Raw genomic sequence first — 20,480 nt, 5'->3', positions numbered from 1 at the left:
ACGGAAATGACGGTGGTTTTTTTGTTGTGAATATAGTTTTTTAATTCTTCTGTTTATTATCCAGCCAGAGTTGGGATCATAAATAAGTTGACATCTAAACTGATTGTAACTACAATAGTTACAGGTAGTGATTAAAAATAAATTTATCATCCTAATTTGAGGAGGAAGTAAAAATGAAAATAGCAATAACAGGAGCAACAGGTCAATTCGGATCATTGGTGATAGAAGCTTTACTTAAAACTGTACCCGCAGGTGATCTTGTAGTTAGTGTGCGGAACCCAGAAAAAGCAAGTGATCTTCAGGCGCGTGGAGTAGAAGTCCGTCATGGTGATTTTGATCAACCTGAGACGCTGGAATCAGCATTTGCCGGTGTGGATCGACTATTAATTGTATCCGCAGATGGTGATAATGAAACCCGGATTCGTCAACATAAAGCAGCTGTTGTTGCTGCGGAAAAAGCAGGCGTTGGCTTCATTGCCTACACAAGTGTAGGACAAGCAGACAAGAGTGAACTATTTCTTGCTGAAGTTCACCGCATCACCGAAGAAGCTATTCGCGCAACAGGCATTCCTTACAGCTTCCTCCGTAATAACTGGTATTTGGAGAATGAGATCGGCTCCATTCAAGGCGCTCTAGCAGGTGCCCCATGGGTGACTTCAGCAGGGAACGGTAAAGTTGGCTGGGCTACACGCGGAGATTATGCAGAAGCTGCAGCTAATGTACTGACAGGTGACGGACATGAGAACACAGTGTATGAATTGTCTGGCAAACCTTTAACACAAGAGGAATTGACTGAGATCATAGGCAGCGTAATGGGTAAAGAAATCAAAGTAATCCAGGTTGACGACGAGGCTTATGCCAAGACCATGTCGGAGGTGGGTGTCCCAGAAGCTGCGCTTCCAATAGTTGTAGCTATACAACGTGGTATTCGTGAAGGTTGGCTTAATATTGAAAGTAGCGATTTAGAGAAACTGCTGAAACGTTCAGCTACTCCTCTTGCGGATGTCATTCGTGTTATGGTCGGTAATTTACAAGCATAATAATATAAAAGATAAAAGGCTTCCTCGAGGTTGAAAAACCAGTGAGGAGGCCTTTTTTGTGTTGATAGAGGATGAATCAAATACATAACTTTTCACTATTTTGCCTTGTTCATAATTGTGTTAGTTTAGTTTAACTAGTTATACTAAAAGAAATGGAAGATACTCTGAGAGAGTACATAATCTGGCGAATAAGCGAAGGAGATGATTACAAATGAAAAGAAATATCTTGCTGGTATCTGGAGCGGCGGTTGTTGCATTAGGTGCGTATTTGTTATTGGGAGGTATCGACAAGGATACGCCCTCAGCACAAGATACAACCGACATTAAGCAATTAGTGCAAGAATATAGTTCAAGCAGTATGGAAAACCTGTCCGCTTCTATCACTTCTGAGCAACTTATTGTAACCGATAGTAACAATAAAGAGAAAACTTACGACTTGCCTAAAGATGAGTTTTTTGTTTCTATAGCTCCATATGTGGAGAATACGCATCCTTGCGCTACACATAGCTTGACCGGCTGCCAAGGGGAATTAACGGATGATGAGTTTAAAGTATATATCGAAGACAGCGAAGGCAATGTGATTGTGGATAAAGAAATGAAATCGCTATCTAACGGATTTATTGATCTTTGGTTACCCCGGGACAAAAAATATAACGTAACCATTGAGCAGGACGGAAAAGCAGCAAAATCTGAACTTTCCACTTTTAAGAGTGATAATACATGTGTTACCACTATGCAATTGGCAGAAAGTATCTAAAAAGTTGTAGAGAGAAGACTTGGAAAGCGAATGCTCAGGAGGATGTTTCTTAAGCGATGTCGAATTCGTTATTCATAGTCCAATCTGATCTTCCTTCTGATGTATTCTGTGTCGGACTTTCGCCAAATGTCCATCGTATCGGACTCTATTGCAGCTATTTTAGATTTTCGCAGCATTTTTCAAGCTTATCGGACTGCATAGCTCTTATTGGCTTAAAATGGCACAGAATCGGAGTGTTTTTAGGGAAATAGCTGCATCTGGGTCCGATAACCTGGTGAAATGCCATAAATCTTCGAAATAAGAGCCCCACGGTCCGATCCAGCGGAGAGTTAGAAACTGTTTGGGAAAAGGAACAAAAGTATCACACGAATGATCAAAAGAAATTGCTTTACAGAAGAGAGGAGAGAGATGAATGGTTAAAGAGCTGATCATTGGGGATGTTTTGCAGGAGTTGGCTGGTACGCGTCGGATACTGGAGAAGCTGCCTCAGGAGCATATGACATGGAAACCACACTCTAAGTCAATGAGCCTGGGTGGGCTGGCCACACATCTCGTTAACCTTCTGAGCTGGCAATCCGCAATTCTTCTTTACTCGGAGTTTGATTTGGCATCCGTGGCATACCGACGAGAAGCACTGGAGAGTCCCGATGCGGTTCTACAAGAGTTCGACCTGAAAGCTCGTGAGATTGAGGAATTAATTACTGCAAGCAATGTGGAGATGCTCGGCGCCGAGTGGACCTTGCGGAACGGGGAGCAGATCATCCGTTGTCAGACCCGGGCTGCTGCGCTTCGTACCATCGGATTGAATCATATGGTTCACCATCGGGCACAGCTTGGAGTCTATCTGCGGCTGCTTGACGTGCCGGTACCTGGTCTATACGGACCCTCGGCTGACGAATTAGAATTAGCAAACGGTGAAGGTTGATAAGTGAGGAAGCCCTGCACTGCCAAGTAAGTTCAACATAAAGCTCTTACCTGATATATTGGAGTATTAAGTTACCTCCAAACATACGGTAATGGGCTTATTTACTTTTTTCTAGTATTACACTAAATAAAACTCACGGAGGATCGGAAAGTTTGGGTTGACACTTTAGTTAATTTGGAGATATTATAGATTCATTAAGTCTATGATATAACAGATATTTTTTTGATTTAATAATAGACAAAAAGAGTCTTTAATATCTGCATATAGGAGATGATTCATGTGATTTACGATTGCATTATTGTTGGTGGTGGACCCGCAGGCTTGAACGCAGCCCTTGTTCTTGGTAGGGCAAGACGAAAAGTAGCTTTAATTGATAATAATCAGCCAAGAAATGCTGTTACCCATGCGTCACATGGTTTTATTACAAGAGACGGGGTTACACCAGCCGAGTTTCGTCGTATTGCGTATGAGGAGGTACTACGTTATCCGTCAGTTGAGCATATCCAGACTGAGATTATTTCGATTAACAAAAATGATTCTGGATTTGCAGTACTTGATTCGTTTGGTCGTCACATTGAAGCTCGCAGATTGATTTTGGCGACTGGGTTAAAGGAGGTCCTTCCTGAGATAGAGGGCCTACGTCCATTATACGGAAAAAGTCTGTTTAATTGCCCGTATTGTGACGGCTGGGAATTACGAGATCAACCCCTTGTCGTTGTTTGCGAAAATCCACATATTTTTCATATGGCAAAGATGCTGCTCAATTGGAGTAAAGATTTGGTTATCTGCACGAACGGCAAGACATTCCTTTCAGATGAACAGAAAAAAAGTCTTGAGGCCAAGGGGGTTGTAGTCAAAGAATCATTAGTTTCCTCTTTTATGGGTCATGACGGGCAACTTCAGGCGGTTCGTTTTGCGGATGGTACTGAGATCATAAGAACGGGAGGGTTTATTGCTCCGAATTTGATCCAAACGGCATCAATCGTAGATCATTTGGCTGTAGAGCGGAATGATTCTGGTGGGTTTAGCACAGATGGTGCGGGGAGAACCTCGATTCCAGGATTATATTCGGCTGGAGATGTTTCTTATTTTATGCCTTCTCAGTTAGTGTTTGCCGCGGCTGACGGGAGTCGGACAGCTATGAGTGTAAATATGGATCTTACAGAAGAAGAATTTGAACTTTTTTAACGAATTATGGGTAGGAAGTTGAAAATAATAAGTATGCATGATAACATAATTACAAATTAATGATCGGAGTTGAAAAGTATAGTGTAGTAATTATTCTTGCGTCCTATGATGAATAAAACAACAACAATGGTTTATTTCGTTTGTTTTATTCTTTGTATGCAAGAAAGTTACTACTTCTTTTCACTCGAAAATATATCCATATCTAACTCCATTTGGGGCTGGATTTGCTGTATTTATTTGAGTCACAAGAAAGTAACTTTCTTGTGGCTTTTATTTTTTAAAATACAGGAGGATTATTTTATGTCATTAATAAATGTCACAAATCTAACCTTTGCCTATGAAGGCAGCTACGATAACATATTTGAGAACGTAAACTTTCAAATCGATACCGATTGGAAATTAGGTTTCACAGGGAGAAATGGTCGAGGAAAGACTACATTTCTTAGCTTATTGCTTGGAAAGCATGAATACAGCGGTAATATTTCTGCTCATGTCAGCTTTGAATATTTCCCTTTTCAGGTGAATAACAAGGAGCTTAACACCATAGATGTGATCAGCGAGATTTTTCCGGATTATATTCATTGGAAGTTAATGCGTGAGCTTTCTTTGCTAAAGGTTTCTGAGGATGTGTTATATCGTCCCTTTGATTCATTGTCTAACGGAGAGCAGACGAAAGTGCTGTTAGCCACATTATTCATAAAGGAAAATAGCTTCCTGTTGATTGATGAACCTACAAATCATCTAGATATGACAGCAAGAAAGCTTGTCAGTGATTACCTCAATACGAAAAGTGGATATATTCTGGTTTCTCACGACAGATCCTTTCTTGATAATTGTGTGGACCACATTTTATCAATCAACAAAACCAATATAGAGATTCAAAAGGGCAATTTTTCTAGCTGGTGGGAGAATAAAGTCAGACAGGATAACTTTGAGATAGCGGAAGACGAAAAACTTAGAAGAGATATCAAACGCTTGTCAGCATCATCTAAACGAACAGGTAACTGGTCACATGAGGTGGAAAAAACTAAAAATGGAACTAGAAATTCTGGATCTAAGTTAGATAAAGGTTATGTTGGGCACAAGGCAGCTAAAATGATGAAACGCTCTAAAGCCATCGAACAAAGACAGCAATCTGCTATCAACGAAAAGTCTAAGCTTCTTAAAAACATCGAAAATTCTGAGAACTTAGAGATTACGCAGCTTGCTTATCATAAACGTCATCTTGCGGAGCTGGATAATGTTTCGGTTTTTTACGGAGAGAAAAGGGTATGTTCAGAAGTAAGCTTTACCATTGAGCAGGGGGAGAGAATTGCACTCTCGGGTAAAAATGGTTCCGGAAAATCAAGTATCATCAAATTGATCTGCGGTGAGGATATAGATTATACCGGCACCTTCACTAAGGATAGCCAGCTTATCATTTCCTACGTATCACAAGACACTTCAGATCTACGGGGCGATTTAACAGATTATGCTAGAGAGAATGGGATAGATGAAAGTCTTTTTAAATCTATTCTGCGAAAGCTTGATTTCTCCAGAATTCAATTTGATAAGGATATATCCACTTACAGTGGCGGCCAAAAGAAAAAAGTCCTGATCGCCAAAAGTCTTAGTGAAAAAGCTCATTTGTATATTTGGGATGAACCGCTTAATTTTATTGATGTTATTTCACGTATGCAAATTGAGGAGCTATTGCTTGAATATACACCAACACTCGTTTTTGTGGAGCATGATCGCGAATTTTGCCATAATGTTGCCACGAAGATCATTGAACTTAGCTGATATTTTTAACATCGATTGAAAATTTCCAACTCTAACAGACCAATATTATTATATTAATAAAGATAATTATTATATATATTACAGTTATCCAATGTACTATAATGGTATAGTTAAACTTTATGATATGTAATTGATGCCTAAAGAAACAACCTATAGAATTGAACAACAGGAGGAAACAAGTTGAGTACACAGAGTGTGGGAATTCCATTAGAAGGTTTTGCAGAATTTAGCCGGACGGTAGCAGCAGAAGGTGCAGTACTGTTGAAGAATGATCAACAGGTGCTTCCGCTTGCTGAAAGTGATAATATTGCTGTTTTTGGCAGAACTCAAGTGAATTATTATCGCAGTGGTACTGGTTCGGGCGGTAGTGTTCATGTTACTTATACGACCAACCTGCTGGGCGGTCTTCGCAGTAAAAAGAACCTTACGATCAACGAAGATTTGGCAGCAGTATATGAGAAGTGGATTGAGCAAAATCCATTTGATAATGGTGGCGGCGTTTGGGCTGCAGAGCCATGGAACCAGAAGGAAATGCTTTTATCCGACGAATTGGTAGCTGAGGCTAGAAGTAAATCGAACAAAGCAATCATTGTAATCGGACGTACAGCAGGAGAAGATCAGGATAATGTCGATGGTTCAGGAAGCTACCAACTAACAGCTGATGAAAAAGCGATGCTGAAGCAGGTAACTACATATTTTGAGCAAACGATTGTTGTACTGAACGTCTCTAATATTATTGATATGAGCTGGCTGAACGATGAAAGCTATAAAAATCCGATTTCGTCTGTCATCTACTCTTGGCAGGGGGGAATGGAAGGTGGTAATGCAATTGCGGACGTGCTGGCTGGAGAAGTAACTCCAAGCGGTAAATTAACAGACACGATCGCATATTCCATCAACGATTACCCGTCAACACACAACTACGGTAATGAATTTACAAACCTTTATCAGGAAGATATCTATGTTGGTTATCGTTATTTCGAGACATTTTGCCCAGAAAAGGTTCAATATGAGTTTGGTTATGGAATATCGTATACCAAGTTTAAGCTCGAGCCAGAAGAAGCAAAACTTATTAACAAAGCTGGCGAACTAAATGTTGAAGTCGGCGTAACCGTAACCAATATAGGAACTACCTTTGCTGGAAAAGAGGTCGTTCAGGTCTATTATGAAGCTCCACAAGGAAAATTGGGACAGCCTGCTAAAGCTTTGGCAGCATTCGCAAAAACAAAAGTCCTTCAGCCAGGCGAAGCTCAACGTCTTACTGTGAGTTTTCCTGTTCATTCTATGGCTTCCTATGATGACGCTGGTGTGACAGGGCATGCTTCTGCTTATGTGCTAGAAGAAGGCACGTACCGCGTGTTTGCGGGAACGAGTGTTAAAAAAGTGGAGGAAGTCAAGGTTGAAGGGAATAGCGGCTATGTCGTGGAAACTCTTCAAGTTGTGGAACAGTTACAAGAAGCTCTTGCACCAACGCAAAGCTTTACAAGAATGCAACCTGGCGTTCAAAATGCAGACGGTTCGTATGAACTTCTGTATGTAGAGGTTCCAACACGCAAGATTTCGTTAGCAGAACGGATCGAGAGCAATCTACCAACAACGATCTCCCAGACAGGCAATCAAGGGCATAAATTAAGAGATGTATTTGAACAAAAAGTTAGTATGGAAGCTTTTATTGCCCAGCTTAGTGACGATGACTTGGCTGCCATTGTCCGGGGTGAAGGCATGAGCAGTCCTTTAGTTACACCGGGTACAGCTTCTGCATTTGGAGGAGTAAGTGATAGTCTATATAACTTAGGAATCCCTGTTGCATGTACGGCAGATGGTCCTTCAGGAATTCGTATGGATAGTGGAGCAAAAGCGACTCAGGTTGCGATCGGAACGCTTCTTGCAGCTACTTGGAATGCCGAATTAGTCGAAGAGCTGTATGTGTTAGAAGGACAAGAGTTGGTAAGAAACAACATAGACACCTTGCTTGGACCAGGTCTGAATATTCGTCGCAGCCCGCTTAATGGCCGCAACTTTGAATATTTTTCTGAAGATCCTTTGATCTCTGGGGTGTTTGCCGCTGCATGTACACGTGGGATTATGAAAGGTGGCTCTAATGCCACACTGAAGCATTTTGCCTGCAATAATCAGGAGAAACATCGCAGTAAGGTTGACGCTGTTGTGTCGGAACGTGCGCTTCGCGAGATTTATTTGAAAGGTTTCGAAATTGCTGTGAAGCAGGGTGGGGCAAATTCAATTATGACCTCTTATAACCCTGTTAATGGACATTGGGCCGCTTCAAATTACGATTTGAACACTACAATTCTCCGCGGAGAATGGGGCTTCAAAGGTATTGTCATGACAGACTGGTGGGCCATCATGAATGATGTCGTTAATGGTGGAGCTGCAGACCGGAAATTTACAAATTGGATGGTCCGTGCACAAAATGATCTGTACATGGTTGTAGCTAACTATGGCGCCGAAATTAATGGATGGAATGACAACACCATTGAATCCTTGGAAAATGGATCTTTGACTAGAGGAGAGCTGCAACGTTCTGCAATGAATATTTGTGAGTTCATCATGCATGCTCCAGTATTCTCGAGAAAACAGCAAATTATTGAAACGGTTGAGTCCTTTAAGGCCAATCCTTCACTTACTGCAGAACAAGTACAATCTTTATCTCAAAATCCACAGGTTAAGCCAGCCGTTGAAGGATCGACTTTCTTTGAAGTTGGCCAAGCTGGTCAATATCGGATCCTCGTGCATATCATGTCAACAGAGCCTGAGCTGGCTCAGAGTGCATGCAATGTTAATTTGAATGATCAATTGATGACAACCATTCAAACCAACGGGACAGAAGGTCAATGGATTAGACAAAAGCTTGTGAAAGTAGAACTCGAAGCAGGTCTTTATGAAATGAAACTGGAATTCATTAAACCAGGTTTACAGATCGACTGGATCGAATTTAATAAAGTTGACTAAGTAGCTCTAAATATAAGTTAAAGGAAAAACCCTGTGCTAATGCTCAGGGTTTTCTTTTGGTAAGCGATTAGTTTAAAGTTGAAACTACCTTATTCTGCTTGGAACTGGAACCACTTAAAGTCAAACTGGCTCCCCGGTAGAAATATAAAGGTGACGGTTTGTGGACCGGTTACGCGCTCCAACACAAATTCTCTTTCGCAATAATCACTTGACTGTGTAAACTCCACAAGCTGTCTCTTTTCACCCTCTGGTCCGCTAAATAGAATATGCAGAGTATTTTTATCGATAGGCGAATGCCCGCATAAGGTTAGTTTAGTGCTTCCAGTATCACCGAAGTCCATATCTTTAAAGATGAGAGAGACGTTGTTACCAATATTTTTGATTTGTCCATCTGCCAGTGTAAAGGAATCTCCATAAATCTGATTGTATTCCAGAACGTTAAGTTGTTCGTACGCTTTTAAAGGTTTGTTAAACTGAAAGCCCTTGAGATGAATCTTTTTATGAAGAACAAAACAAAGGGTGGTGACACCTTTTATTCGCTCAGGTAATGAGTAGGTTTCCTCTTGATATACATTCCATATAGAAGGTTTTTGATAGGTTACCTGTGTCAGCAGAGCTGCGTTTGGAGCATCCGGAGTACCTTTCCATATATCAATCGTATATTTATCGTTATCTAGCGTGAAGATAGGAAGGGTAAGTTCAGTAGCTCCATAATCACCGAAATCGATGTTGTCGAAACAGATCCAGCTTTCTCCTTCTCTTGCAGTAGCCACTCCGCGTTCATTCCCATTTGTTAAGTTCCGGCTCGTATTGCTATGATAACCAGCGGAAACAAACTCATAAGGATTCAAAAAGGCAGCTCCCATATCTCGAATATGGAATTCCATAAGCGAGTACAGGCGCACTTGATCTGCACCGTTTTTCGTTGCACACCGTACATATACGTCTCCGTCTCCCAAAGCCGATATTACTGCTTCATGCCCATTTGCCTCAAGAACGGCTATATTGGCGTCAATGCCGGCAGCATTCGTAACTCGCCATTCAATTTCCTGATAGGTTGCGTTCTCTGGATGAATTTGCACACGAACCGGAAGTGCTCGGGTGTCCTTCGTTAGTTGATTTCCTTGTGGGCATATGATTTCCAGCTTGCGAACGGGAATTTCATCTGATAAATAGTCTTGGGATAACTCGCTCACATCCGATAGTGATTGTGACGAATGCTGATAAAGTACAAGCTCTTCGTCCTTAGAATGATCTAGCTCTCGTGCTTCGGCAGTCAGTGTAAGCTCAGCGGACTGTAAGCCTTGGGAAGATGCACGTACAACGATTTTACCTGGCTCCAATGAAGAGGCAATGACTGCAAGCAATTTTCCACTGAACATCCGGCGACTTGTTCCTTTATATGAATCGTAGTCAGTGCTGTCACCATTATCCAAACCAACAAGACGCCCCGGTCCTTCTACAGAGATTTGGATACGATTATTGGCGTTCTCCACGGGACGTCCTTCTTGATCGAGGGTCGAGATCTCAACAAATACCAAGTCCGATCCGTCAGCAGTGATCTGAGTTTTATCAGGCTTCATGACCACAGTAGTTGAATCTCCGAAAGAAGTTACCGTATCTTCAGCGATCTGTACTCCGTGTTCATCATAAGCGACTGCTCGTAGAGTACCTTCGCTAAATGGGAGCTGCCATTCCCCAAGCAGCTTATTACCATGTTTATGGTCAATGTTAAAAGTGCCCATGGATTGATCATTAAAGAACAATTCGATTTGTGGTGCGTTGGAGCATACTCGCACATCAATAAGCTGCCCTTCAGAGAAATCCCAGTATGGAAAAATATGAATCATCGGGGCGACCTTGTAATCCGTCCATTCTGCTTGATAAATATAATAGGAATCCTTTTTGAATCCCGCGGTATCCAGTTGACCGAAATACGAGTTTTTAGTGAAGTACGGGGTCGGCTCCCCGATATAGTCAAATCCAGTCCAAATAAATTGTCCCGGTGAGTAGGTCGCATCACGATCTGCAATGATGCAAGCTTCTGTGTTCTTGGCACCCCAGCTAGTGGAGCTATTTCCTAAAGCTGAGCATTGTTCATCATCGTCAGACAATACAGACTGAGCAAAAGGGAAGTGATAGATGCCTCTGCTCTGTACAGTAGACGATGTTTCACTGCCATAAATAATCCAGTCTGGATGTTCCTCATGATGCTGATCATAGTATTTTTCGGCATAGTTATACCCTGCGAACTTCACTAGATCTGCGCATTTCTGTGCATTCTCCCAAGGCATATAGTTGGAACCGATAGTAACCACTGCATTTCCTTTAGGGTCATGAACCTGCACCAGATCACGTAATTCTATGGTTAACTCTTGGCCGCGTTCATCGGCATGGGTGTCGTATATTTCATTTCCGATACTCCACATGAGCATGGAGGGGCGATTTCTATCCCGGCGTACCCAGCTGGCAATATCTTGTTTCCACCAATCCGGATAAAATCTGGCGTAGTCAAAAGGAGTTTTACTGCGTTCCCACATATCGAATGCTTCGGAAACTATGAGCACGCCCATCTCATCGGCTAGTTCCATCAATTCAACGGCTGGCATATTGTGGGCCGTACGAATAGCGTTTACGCCCATCTCCTGCAGGAGGATAATCTGTCTTTTTAGAGCAACCTTATTCACCGCAGCCCCCAAACATCCCAAATCATGATGTTGGCATACGCCATGAATCTTCACCTTTCGGCCATTCAAAAAGAAACCTTGTTGGCTGTCAAACTCCATCGTACGGAATCCGAAGGTTTGGACTTCTTCCTCGATCACTTGTTCGTTCTCTAACAGCTCCGTTTTTAGGTTATAACAGTAAGGCTGGTTAATATCCCAGAGCATTGGATTATTGATGGATAAGAGGGCAGAGCTGGATACAGCAGACCCGACTTGTACTGGAATTTCATTTTCTACATGAGAGATACAAGTTCCTGAAGCATCTAGTATACTGTGACGAATTATGTAGTGCTTTGCGCTTTGCAATAGATCATTGCACAATACTTCGGTATCTACCTCAACATTCCAGGCATCCTCTTTTTTGCGAGTAGAGATATAAATACCATCAGGCACAATATGTGTCCCTGGATACGTCTTCAGCCATACACTCCGATAGATGCCCGCACCGGAATACCAGCGTGAGTTAGGAGACTCATGAACCACTTGAACATAGATTTCGTTGATACCTTCAATAATGTATGGCGTGATATCTAATTCAAAAGTAGAGTATCCATTTTTCCAGACACCTGCGATATGGCCGTTCACATAGAGAGTGGAGTCCATGTATACGCCTTCAAAACGAAGCGACACACGGCTATTTGGCACGTGCTCATCTATAACTATGCTTTTACGGTACCAGCCTTCTCCGCTTTCATATAGATTATGTGTATCAAAAATTAGCCAGTCATGGGGTAAGGTTACGTCGATCCACTCCGAATCAGCTGCTATCACCGATTCTAAAGTAGACTTAAGCGGCTGTTTGCTGAATAACCAGTCATTATTTAATCTTGTTTTCTGACTCATGAATGAAGTTCTCCTTTATCTTTGAAAAATTTAGAAGTGGTTATTATCGATGTGAATGATTTCCGTAAAGCCTTTTCTATTCTTTTTTATCATATCAAAGATTTTGCAAAAAGACATTCACGAAGAAGAGTAAAAAAACCGTTATAACAAAGCTATTGAAATCGCATTCAAAATGATAACATGCCATTGGTAAATTATCTATTTATTTCTTAATATATCTTTTATTGCGGAGGATGAAATTTATACAAAAACAGTACTAATGAGCGATACAGAGGAGTATCTCTGGTCTATGAAAAATGTTTTTGCTACAGAAGATAATGAAAGTGAGGGAAATTGCCTGGTATACCAACTAAGATGTGGCGGCTTATTGCTGATTAAATACTTTACAAATACTTGTCTGCATGTACTTGTGTTTGTTCGAATAAGTTAGAAAGAAGGACAGGACAAACCATAGGTGGAGATGCGTATAAATGGGGATGCGTAAACAAAGTTTTATTCGTGGCACGTTCATATTAACCGTGTCGTCATTTTTCACAAAAGGGCTTGGTTTTTTGAACGGAGTCTTGCTGGCACGTTTTTTGGGAGCAGAGGGAGTAGGGCTGCTTATGATTGCTCATCCACTGCTTCCCTTATTTATTACGCTGACAGAGCTGGGGCTTCCTGTTGCGATTTCAAAGCTTGTATCGGAAGCTGAGGTTAAGCAGGATGAAGCGCGAGTAAAGCGTATTCTCACTGTATCCTTAAGCATTACGGGTACGTTGAGTATTATATTAACTTTAGTGGCTCTATTTGGCTCCAAATGGATCGCATCGATTTTTTTGGCCGATCAGCGGGCGTATTATGCTATGGTTGCTATTACGCCGATCATTCCAATTATTGCGATGTCTGCTGTACTGAAAGGTTATTTTCGTGGAAAACAGAACATGAACCCACTTGCCTTTTCCGATATTATTGAGAATCTGGCGCAAATCATTGTCATTATCGGTGTTGTCAACGTTTTGCTGCCCTACGGTATTGCCTATGCGGCTGCTGGCGCGATGGCTGCCTCCGTTGTTGGAGAAGGTTTTGGTTTGCTCTATTTGTTCGCTGTCTTCAAATGGGCAAATCGAGGTAAGATCAAAACCTCTCCACCACATACGTCAAGAATTTCACTTAAAGGAGACAGTACGTTAAGAGATTTGCTGCGCATCGGCTTACCGATGACAGGCAGCGGTTTTATTCATTCTCTCTATCATGCCTTTTTACCACTGCTGATTACGAAAAGTCTAGTACTGTTTGGTGTAGGTGTTGAGATGGCAACCAAGCAATTCGGACTTCTGGCGGGTTATGCTCTTCCCATGTTGTTTCTCCCCAGCTTCTTCACACAATCGTTGTCGACTGCATTAATTCCGGCGATCAGCGAAGCAAGTGTGAGCAACAATAGCAAGCTTATGCATAGTCGGATGGATATGGCTATGCGATCCGCGCTTATAGTAGGTTTTCCATGTACAATCATCCTGTACCTATGGGCTGTACCCTTAACGACTATGATCTACCATTCGCCAGAAGCGGGCGAGCTGCTAAGGTTAATTGCACCCTTATTTTTTCTTTATTATTTTGGAGCGCCACTGCAAGCAATTTTGCTTGGTTTGGGGAAAGCATCAACCGTTATGTGGAACCATATTCTTACGAATATTTTCGAAGTGATTGCGATCTTTGTTCTTGGTTCTAATATTGGAATCGAAGGGGTGGCCATGGGATTCGGACTGGGACTCTTGCTGCTGACACTGTTGAATTTCTTATCTGTGGCAGGAACGATCGGATTTTATTTTGACTTTCGTATTGTATTTAAGGTGGGAGCAGGAGGAATTGTCATGGCGCTTAGCGGACTGGCGGCTCACGGAATTCTGGAACGATTGGACCTGGGGCAGATCATTGAACTGTTCGGAGCGTTGCTCGTTTCGTTAATCACCTATGCAGCAACATTGCAGGTAACCCGTGCTTGGGAAAGAGCACCGAAACCACCAACGATTACGCCTGTTTCTTGAATGGTGATCTTTCGGTACCGTGCTCCAAAAAGTAAATCGAGCAATGATGCATACCTCTGTGTGCCAGTATGGAGGCGGATGAAGGAAATGGGAAGCAGCAATGTGTTTAACTGTATTTTGTACAGCTATAATCGTTCAAAATAGTTGTGCATTAAAAATAGCTGTATTTCATACATCTATTCTCATGAGATTAAGGCTTCTAGGTGATTTCTCTTGATTTTAATTGTATAGAATGCAGTTAAAGTCGGAGTTTTTCCCTAGCAATACGGATTAAGTGTATAAAATGCAGTTACTTCATTAAATTGCGTGAAAATCTTGCGCTACAAATATACGGAGTGGGGATATCAGACGTTACAGTCTTAATTGCTCAGGCAAACCGCCAGTGACCCAAAATATCAGGCAGCGATCCTTGATTATCGGAGATCGCTGCCTGATTCTAATTAGCTTTATGCTAACTATGCTCGATTGACTCAAATGCAAAAATGGAGCTAGCTCATAAGTAATTTAAGTAATTTAAGTAATTCCTATAGGGCTGATCCAAATGGCAAGTTGGCTTGATAGGTAACATTTTGCGCACACGTATTTGCTATCGGACTCAGCTGACCTTAAGAGCAGATTTAGCTTACAATTGGAATTTTAACGGACCCCATCGCAGTTATTACTATGAAAAACATCCAAAATGACTCTCTTTTTAAGGAATAGTTGCACTGGAGTCCTTAATCTAACTCAAAAGCCTACAAACAAGCAAATAGCGTCTTCTGAGTCCGAAAAGCTCTATGCTTGATCAAGACTGGGTGATTTAGGTAGGTGCAACGGACAAAAGCATTCATCTCTCGATTCATAACATCAGAGCAACGGGATTCTCCAGTAACGGACGATTGCTGCTCTGGCGATCCAAACTTTTACGAGACAGTTAAGAAGTGGAGCAGGACAACGCTAGTTATTACCGAGTATTACCGAGTATTATCCTTGACCGTATTTTTTTCTGTAATGACTCAATGTGAGTAGTGGCCAGATATAGCGGTAACTATGATAATTGGAATAGAAATTACCGGGGAGTCCAGCGCCAGTTGGATAAGAAGTTTTCCAATCCTCTTCATGAATAGACGTGATTAGTCTTTGAATCCCTTTTTCCACCGCAGCTGTTGGCTCTGGCTGAACGGCAATAATCGCATCAAGTGCCCAGGCGGTTTGTGAAGGTGTGCTTTCTCCTAAAGGAACATATTGTAGAAGCCGGTCGCTGTGACAAGACTCCCCCCAACCGCCGTCCGAGTTCTGAATGCTTAGGAGCCACTTCACTCCTTTTTGCAACGTATCATGATTTATAGGGAGCCCAACAGCCTGCAGGCCTGTTAATGATGCCCAAGTGCCATAAATATAACAAACACCCCATCTTCCATACCACGAACCATCCTTCTCCTGATGTTGAATCAGCCATTTCGTACCCCGTTTAATGAACTCGTGTTGTGTATTTAAACCAGCGAAGTTTCCGAGAAACTCCGAAGTTCGTCCGGTAAGATCTGCTTCCGAAGGATCAATGGCTGCAGATTTAGCACCATCGATAGCGAGCCATGTGAGCATTTCTTTATTGGTGTTTTTTTCGAATGCCGGCCAGCCGCCGTCGTTATTTTGCATCGATAGGACCCAATTCAGACCGCGATTCCATGATTCCAAATATGAAGGGTGAATTGTTGATAAGCTTCGGATGGCTCGCAAGGCTGCCGTTGTATCATCTACGTCCGGATTGATTGTATTGGACTCAGAGAATCCCCACCCACCGGGAACTGTATCCAGATTATGGATGCTCCAATCAGCAGTTTGATGATGCTGTTTATCCAGAAGATAAGCTGCAGCGTGTTTTATTCCTTTGTGATCAACCGGAATTTGAGCCTCTTGTAAAGCATAGGAGATTAACGCTGTATCCCATATTGTAGATGGAGAGTTTTGAATTGTAGTTTTATGATTTGATTGGCATTGCAGCGCGGTGAGACCTTGAATGGCCTGTGTAATTATTGGATGCTGCCGATCATAATCGAGAGCAAGCAGGGCAAAAACCATAAGAATTGTACTGCTGGCATAGCTGTAAAAGGTACCGTCGGATTCGATTCGCTGGAGCATATATTGCTCTGCTTTGTTTTTGGCAGCTTCATGTATGTAGTGTGGACTCCCGAGTAATCTGCTCAAACCCATTTGAATAACATCCTGCAGCTCCTGATATCCACGGGTAGGCGATTCATCTGCATCCAACCGTGTCTCCATAAGATCTGACAGATCAGGAGCATGGGCTGTAGTGATCGAAAATCGCCGATCGGCCATAATGAGCATAGGAGTGAGGTGTACCCTAGAGTAGCCAGAGAATTCGAAATAGTTAATAGGGAAGTAAGACGGAAACAAAAGCACCTCCAGTGGAATCGAAGAAATTGCTAAAGGCCACTTGCTTTGACCCGTTGCGGCGAGAATGACTCTAGTTAAGATACTTGTGACTTTGCCTAATCCACCTTTAGACAGTATATAACGCTTAGCACGCTGTATTGGCTCGTCTGTTATCTTACTGTACCCAGAGTAGAGCAGGGCATAATAAGCTTCGACCGATGTGGATAAGTTCCCAGCTTCTTCGTCCTTATATAACTGCCAGAAACCCTCTCGCTGTTGTGCGTCAAGAATGCGTTCATGTAGCTGCCGAATGAGGGTTTCATTCTGTTGGTTCAACACCCTAAAGAGAATGATCATATAAGCATCGATCACAATCCCGTTCTCAAAACAAAAATGCCATGAGCCGTCATCCTTCTGCTGTTGTAGCAAGAACGTTGTCAAACGTTCGATTTCTTCATCTACTTTTCTTAGTATATCCGTCATTTTTTGGGTTCCTCCGAAGGCATCATTTTTAACATTATATGAAGTCGGAGAACAGGTCATGAAAAAGAGCTGCTTAGTCGCTTTAACGCAACTTTGCAGCTCTCTTAGCTTTATAAAACGGTTAATTTTCCATCACAATACGATTTAGCTTGAGATTAACCGGAGCAGCAATGGTGTCACCTACAGGGCATTTGCTCTCCAGAAATTGTACGAACTGTTCGACCTTCTCAGCAGGGGATGGAGTCTTTATGTAGAATGTATACCGAATATCAGAATAGCCAGGACGTACTTCAGAGCGGTTGAAGAATCCATCGAGATCCAAGTCACCTTCCACATCTACTCTGAAATCTTCTAGCTCCACCTCAAATTTAGAGGCGTAGACCCGAGCTACAATGGATTGGCAGGCACCCAAAGAAGCGAGCAAAGCTTCAACAGGATTCATTCCTGTATCCGTACCCCCTAGACTTGTCGGTTCGTCGATGACCAGCTCGAATTGTCTTACATTAGTAACGACCCTAACGCCGTCTTGCAAATGAGCAGTTGCTTTGAAAGTTTGAACATTTGGCATGTGTTTACACTCCTTCTTGTGGACAAACTAAGGATGATTTAATGTTTCTTATTTTTTATAATTCATAGTATGTTTCTAGGAATTGTATAGATTATAGTTCTATTCTGTATACCCGTCAATACATGATTAAAATAATAGTTAGGAGGCAGCTAGAGTGTCGATCGAAATTGAGAGCTATTTGGACTATCCTATGGTTGCAATTCCAGGGGGAGAAATAGAATTAAGAGACGATCGGATAAAGCGTAGATGGAAAGCAGAAATCAAACCGTTTCTTCTTGCACCTTATCCTGTAACTGTGGATCTATACAATGCTATAATTAACAACTCATCTCACGGAGATCTAAAACCGGTTGTGAATATTTCATGGTTTGAAGCCATCTCTTTTTGCAATCTGCTTTCCCAGAAAGCTGGATTTATAGAAGCTTATACTATAGGTGAAGATGGTAAACTCATTACTTGGGATAAGGAATCAAATGGATATCGACTTTCAACAGAAGCAGAGTGGCAATATGCATGTAAAGCAGGAACTTCCGGTTATCAATATGGAGAACTGGATAAAATTGCTTGGTATAATGAAAATTCAGGTGGCGAACTCCACGAAATAGGACAAAAGGAACCCAATGCTTGGGGACTTTATGATATGTTAGGAAATGTATGGGAATGGTGCTGGGATTTATATGATGAACAAGTGTATGGCTCCTATCGAATTTTTCGGGGAGGCAGCTGGGCAGAAGAGGACAGAGGATGTGGAGCCACATGCCGCCGTCGTAGTCATCCAACATTTAGCGTAGATGATCTTGGCTTCCGTCTTGCCCGGTCTTATTAATGGGCCATACATTTGTAATCGGAGTTAGAGGAGGAAATAACATGCGCGAAGGACACATAGATAAGCATGGTTATAACGAGCATCGAGAACACGGAGAGCATGGAGAAATGAATATAAATGGAGTCAAGGAGGGTTCGGAGCATCCTCACAAAAGCGCTCAGACCTTTCGTCGTGCTAGGGCTATCGCATTTTTGGACAAGCTAATGATTAATCGTTCGGCGTTGCAGCAGCAGCTAAAAGAGTCAGAGATTGAATCGGCAAAACAAGTCATTAGTGGTGAACTAAAAGCTACAGAAGCGATCATCGATGAGTTCATTCATATGTTTCAGATTCATGAGATAACTTCTGATAAAAGAGAAAACTTTAATTTGGATAGAACCTAAGCCACTCAGCTATATAGAGGTGTTCATGCCCTAGGTTTTGATATGAATGAAAAAAGAAGACTTCTGAAGAAATCAGAGGTCTTCTTTATGTGTAGTTAATAAAGAAAAATGTCTAATGTAAAGAGAATACATCATAAAGTAAAACGCTTTCATGTTCACTTGATAAATTGATTTATATAATTAGTCCTGTAAGCAATATAAAAATGGGGGGCGAAAAAGAATGAAAAAAGTCAACAAAACAAGGATGAACCTAACTCTAACAGTGTTGATGGCTATGTCCATGCTTATCACTGCTTGTGGTGGGAACAACGGGAATAACGTGAATTCCGAGGCTAATGCAAACGCAGGCAATACGGGAAAAACACCTGGGGCGGAAGAGAAGCTCAAGATTACCATGTGGTCTCAATTCGCGGATCCAAATTCTAAAGATGGTGGGTTTGTTGGTTTTTATAAAGCACTTGAGGCAACCAAGGCTAAATTCCCTAATGTAGAAATCGAGCATGTAGGTGTTGGGGGCGAATCTTATAAAACAAAAGTGAAAGCGGCTTCAGCAGCCAATGAACTGCCCGACATTTTTTACACCTGGGGTGGCGGATTCTCTGAGCCATTTATAGCGGGGAACCGGATTCTGTCCATTGATGATCTCGCAAAAGATGGAACGCTGGACCAAATCGTACCAGGTACGACAGACAATTTCGTCTTCGATAGCAAGCTTTACGGTCTGCCGATCAATATAGCTACTGCTCAAATGTACGTTAATAAAGAACTATTTGAGCAAGCAGGAGCAAAAATTCCGGAAACATGGGATGAGCTTGTTGCTGCGATTGAAGCACTAAAAGCAAAAGGCATTCAGCCGATTGCACTTGGGGCTAAAGACAGATGGCCAGCCATGCAATGGAACGCGATTCTAGCCATCCGGATGGCAGGCGTGGATGCTGTAAATGCCGCTTTAACGAAAACAGGATCATTCGACACACCTGAATTCACAGAAGCTGCTGCGAAATACAAACAACTGATTGATGCGGACTCCTTCGGCAAACATTTTGTTGGAACTTCTTATGATGACGCGACAAATATGTTCCTATCAGGCAAAGCAGCTATGATGTTCATGGGTGCTTGGGTCAACGGACAGATTGAAGATGATAACTCTCTGGTCAAAGGTAAAGTGGTACCGATTAAATTTCCAACCATTCCAGGGGGGAAAGGAAATGCTGACGAGTGGTTCGGAGGTTCGGGTGAAACATTCGTGCTCAATGCCGATCTGAAAAACAAGGAAAGAATATGGGAAGTATACAAGTTCTTTATTGAGACCATGTCTAAAGAAGTATTTCTGGCTGGTTCAGGCTCCTCAGCATGGAAAGTTGATGTAGGTGACACTTCTCAAATGAATCCACTGGCTCTGCAAATTGGTGAGTTGTCTTCTTCAGCAACAGGTTTCTCCTACTGGTGGGATCAAATGCTGAATGGTAATGACAGTGAATCTATGTTCGGCTCGCTGATGAAATTCGTCGCCGGAAAAACAACACCTGAGGACTACACGAAAGAATTACAGAGCAAGGTCAATCAAGGACAATAATCTGCGTCAGGCG

General features: G+C 42.1%; 13 protein-coding genes. 10 read left to right on the top strand and 3 right to left on the bottom strand.

Going from position 1 to position 20,480, the window contains the following annotated elements:
- Positions 1–173: 173 nt before the first annotated feature.
- The 6 genes from MHH49_RS26355 (at position 174) to MHH49_RS26330 (ending at position 8,662) form a co-directional block, all read left to right on the top strand.
- On the top strand, positions 174–1,040 hold the full coding sequence (locus MHH49_RS26355; protein ID WP_076099274.1) for an SDR family oxidoreductase: 867 nt from the start codon (positions 174–176) through the stop codon (positions 1,038–1,040).
- Positions 1,041–1,251: 211 nt separating this feature from the next.
- Entirely contained in the window at positions 1,252–1,797 is a 546-nt protein-coding gene (locus MHH49_RS26350; RefSeq protein ID WP_036677924.1) for a CueP family metal-binding protein, read from the top strand.
- Positions 1,798–2,209: 412 nt separating this feature from the next.
- A complete protein-coding gene (locus tag MHH49_RS26345; RefSeq protein WP_076222545.1) occupies positions 2,210–2,722 on the top strand; it encodes a DinB family protein in 513 nt (170 codons plus the stop codon).
- A gap of 279 nt (positions 2,723–3,001) precedes the next feature.
- Entirely contained in the window at positions 3,002–3,910 is a 909-nt protein-coding gene (locus MHH49_RS26340; protein WP_036677918.1) for an NAD(P)/FAD-dependent oxidoreductase, read from the top strand.
- A gap of 300 nt (positions 3,911–4,210) precedes the next feature.
- The gene (locus tag MHH49_RS26335; protein WP_076222543.1) at positions 4,211–5,692 is read left to right on the top strand and encodes an Lsa family ABC-F type ribosomal protection protein; all 1,482 of its coding nucleotides are present in this window, start codon (positions 4,211–4,213) and stop codon (positions 5,690–5,692) included.
- Between the two features lie 180 nt (positions 5,693–5,872).
- Entirely contained in the window at positions 5,873–8,662 is a 2,790-nt protein-coding gene (locus MHH49_RS26330) for a glycoside hydrolase family 3 C-terminal domain-containing protein (RefSeq protein WP_326047100.1), read from the top strand.
- A gap of 89 nt (positions 8,663–8,751) precedes the next feature.
- On the opposite strand, the gene MHH49_RS26325 is transcribed toward MHH49_RS26330, so the two are convergent.
- Positions 8,752–12,231 carry a glycoside hydrolase family 2 gene (locus MHH49_RS26325; RefSeq protein WP_076222538.1) on the bottom strand — a complete coding sequence of 1,160 codons (3,480 nt, stop codon included), beginning with the start codon at positions 12,229–12,231 and terminating at the stop codon, positions 8,752–8,754.
- 470 nt (positions 12,232–12,701) lie between these two features.
- On the opposite strand from MHH49_RS26325, the gene spoVB reads away from it, so the two are divergent.
- Positions 12,702–14,258 carry a stage V sporulation protein B gene (gene spoVB / locus MHH49_RS26320; RefSeq protein ID WP_076099270.1) on the top strand — a complete coding sequence of 519 codons (1,557 nt, stop codon included), beginning with the start codon at positions 12,702–12,704 and terminating at the stop codon, positions 14,256–14,258.
- Between the two features lie 963 nt (positions 14,259–15,221).
- Here the strand turns inward: spoVB and shc are convergent.
- Both shc and MHH49_RS26310 read right to left on the bottom strand, forming a co-directional pair.
- Positions 15,222–17,114, bottom strand: coding sequence for a squalene--hopene cyclase (gene shc, locus MHH49_RS26315; protein ID WP_076142094.1), 1,893 nt, complete (start codon positions 17,112–17,114; stop codon positions 15,222–15,224).
- A 121-nt stretch (positions 17,115–17,235) separates the two neighbouring features.
- A complete protein-coding gene (locus tag MHH49_RS26310; protein ID WP_076142095.1) occupies positions 17,236–17,682 on the bottom strand; it encodes an OsmC family protein in 447 nt (148 codons plus the stop codon).
- A gap of 190 nt (positions 17,683–17,872) precedes the next feature.
- Between MHH49_RS26310 and MHH49_RS26305 the strand changes: the two genes are divergently transcribed.
- From MHH49_RS26305 to MHH49_RS26295, 3 genes are all read left to right on the top strand, one after another.
- On the top strand, positions 17,873–18,508 hold the full coding sequence (locus MHH49_RS26305; RefSeq protein WP_176462527.1) for a formylglycine-generating enzyme family protein: 636 nt from the start codon (positions 17,873–17,875) through the stop codon (positions 18,506–18,508).
- A 41-nt stretch (positions 18,509–18,549) separates the two neighbouring features.
- A complete protein-coding gene (locus MHH49_RS26300; protein ID WP_249267765.1) occupies positions 18,550–18,891 on the top strand; it encodes a hypothetical protein in 342 nt (113 codons plus the stop codon).
- A gap of 220 nt (positions 18,892–19,111) precedes the next feature.
- Positions 19,112–20,467 carry an ABC transporter substrate-binding protein gene (locus MHH49_RS26295; RefSeq protein ID WP_076142097.1) on the top strand — a complete coding sequence of 452 codons (1,356 nt, stop codon included), beginning with the start codon at positions 19,112–19,114 and terminating at the stop codon, positions 20,465–20,467.
- Positions 20,468–20,480: the final 13 nt, after the last annotated feature.

Source organism: Paenibacillus sp. FSL F4-0122 (assembly GCF_038002845.1).
Lineage (GTDB): Bacteria > Bacillota > Bacilli > Paenibacillales > Paenibacillaceae > Paenibacillus_AQ > Paenibacillus_AQ odorifer.
This window is presented reverse-complemented; position numbering and strand designations above follow the sequence as displayed.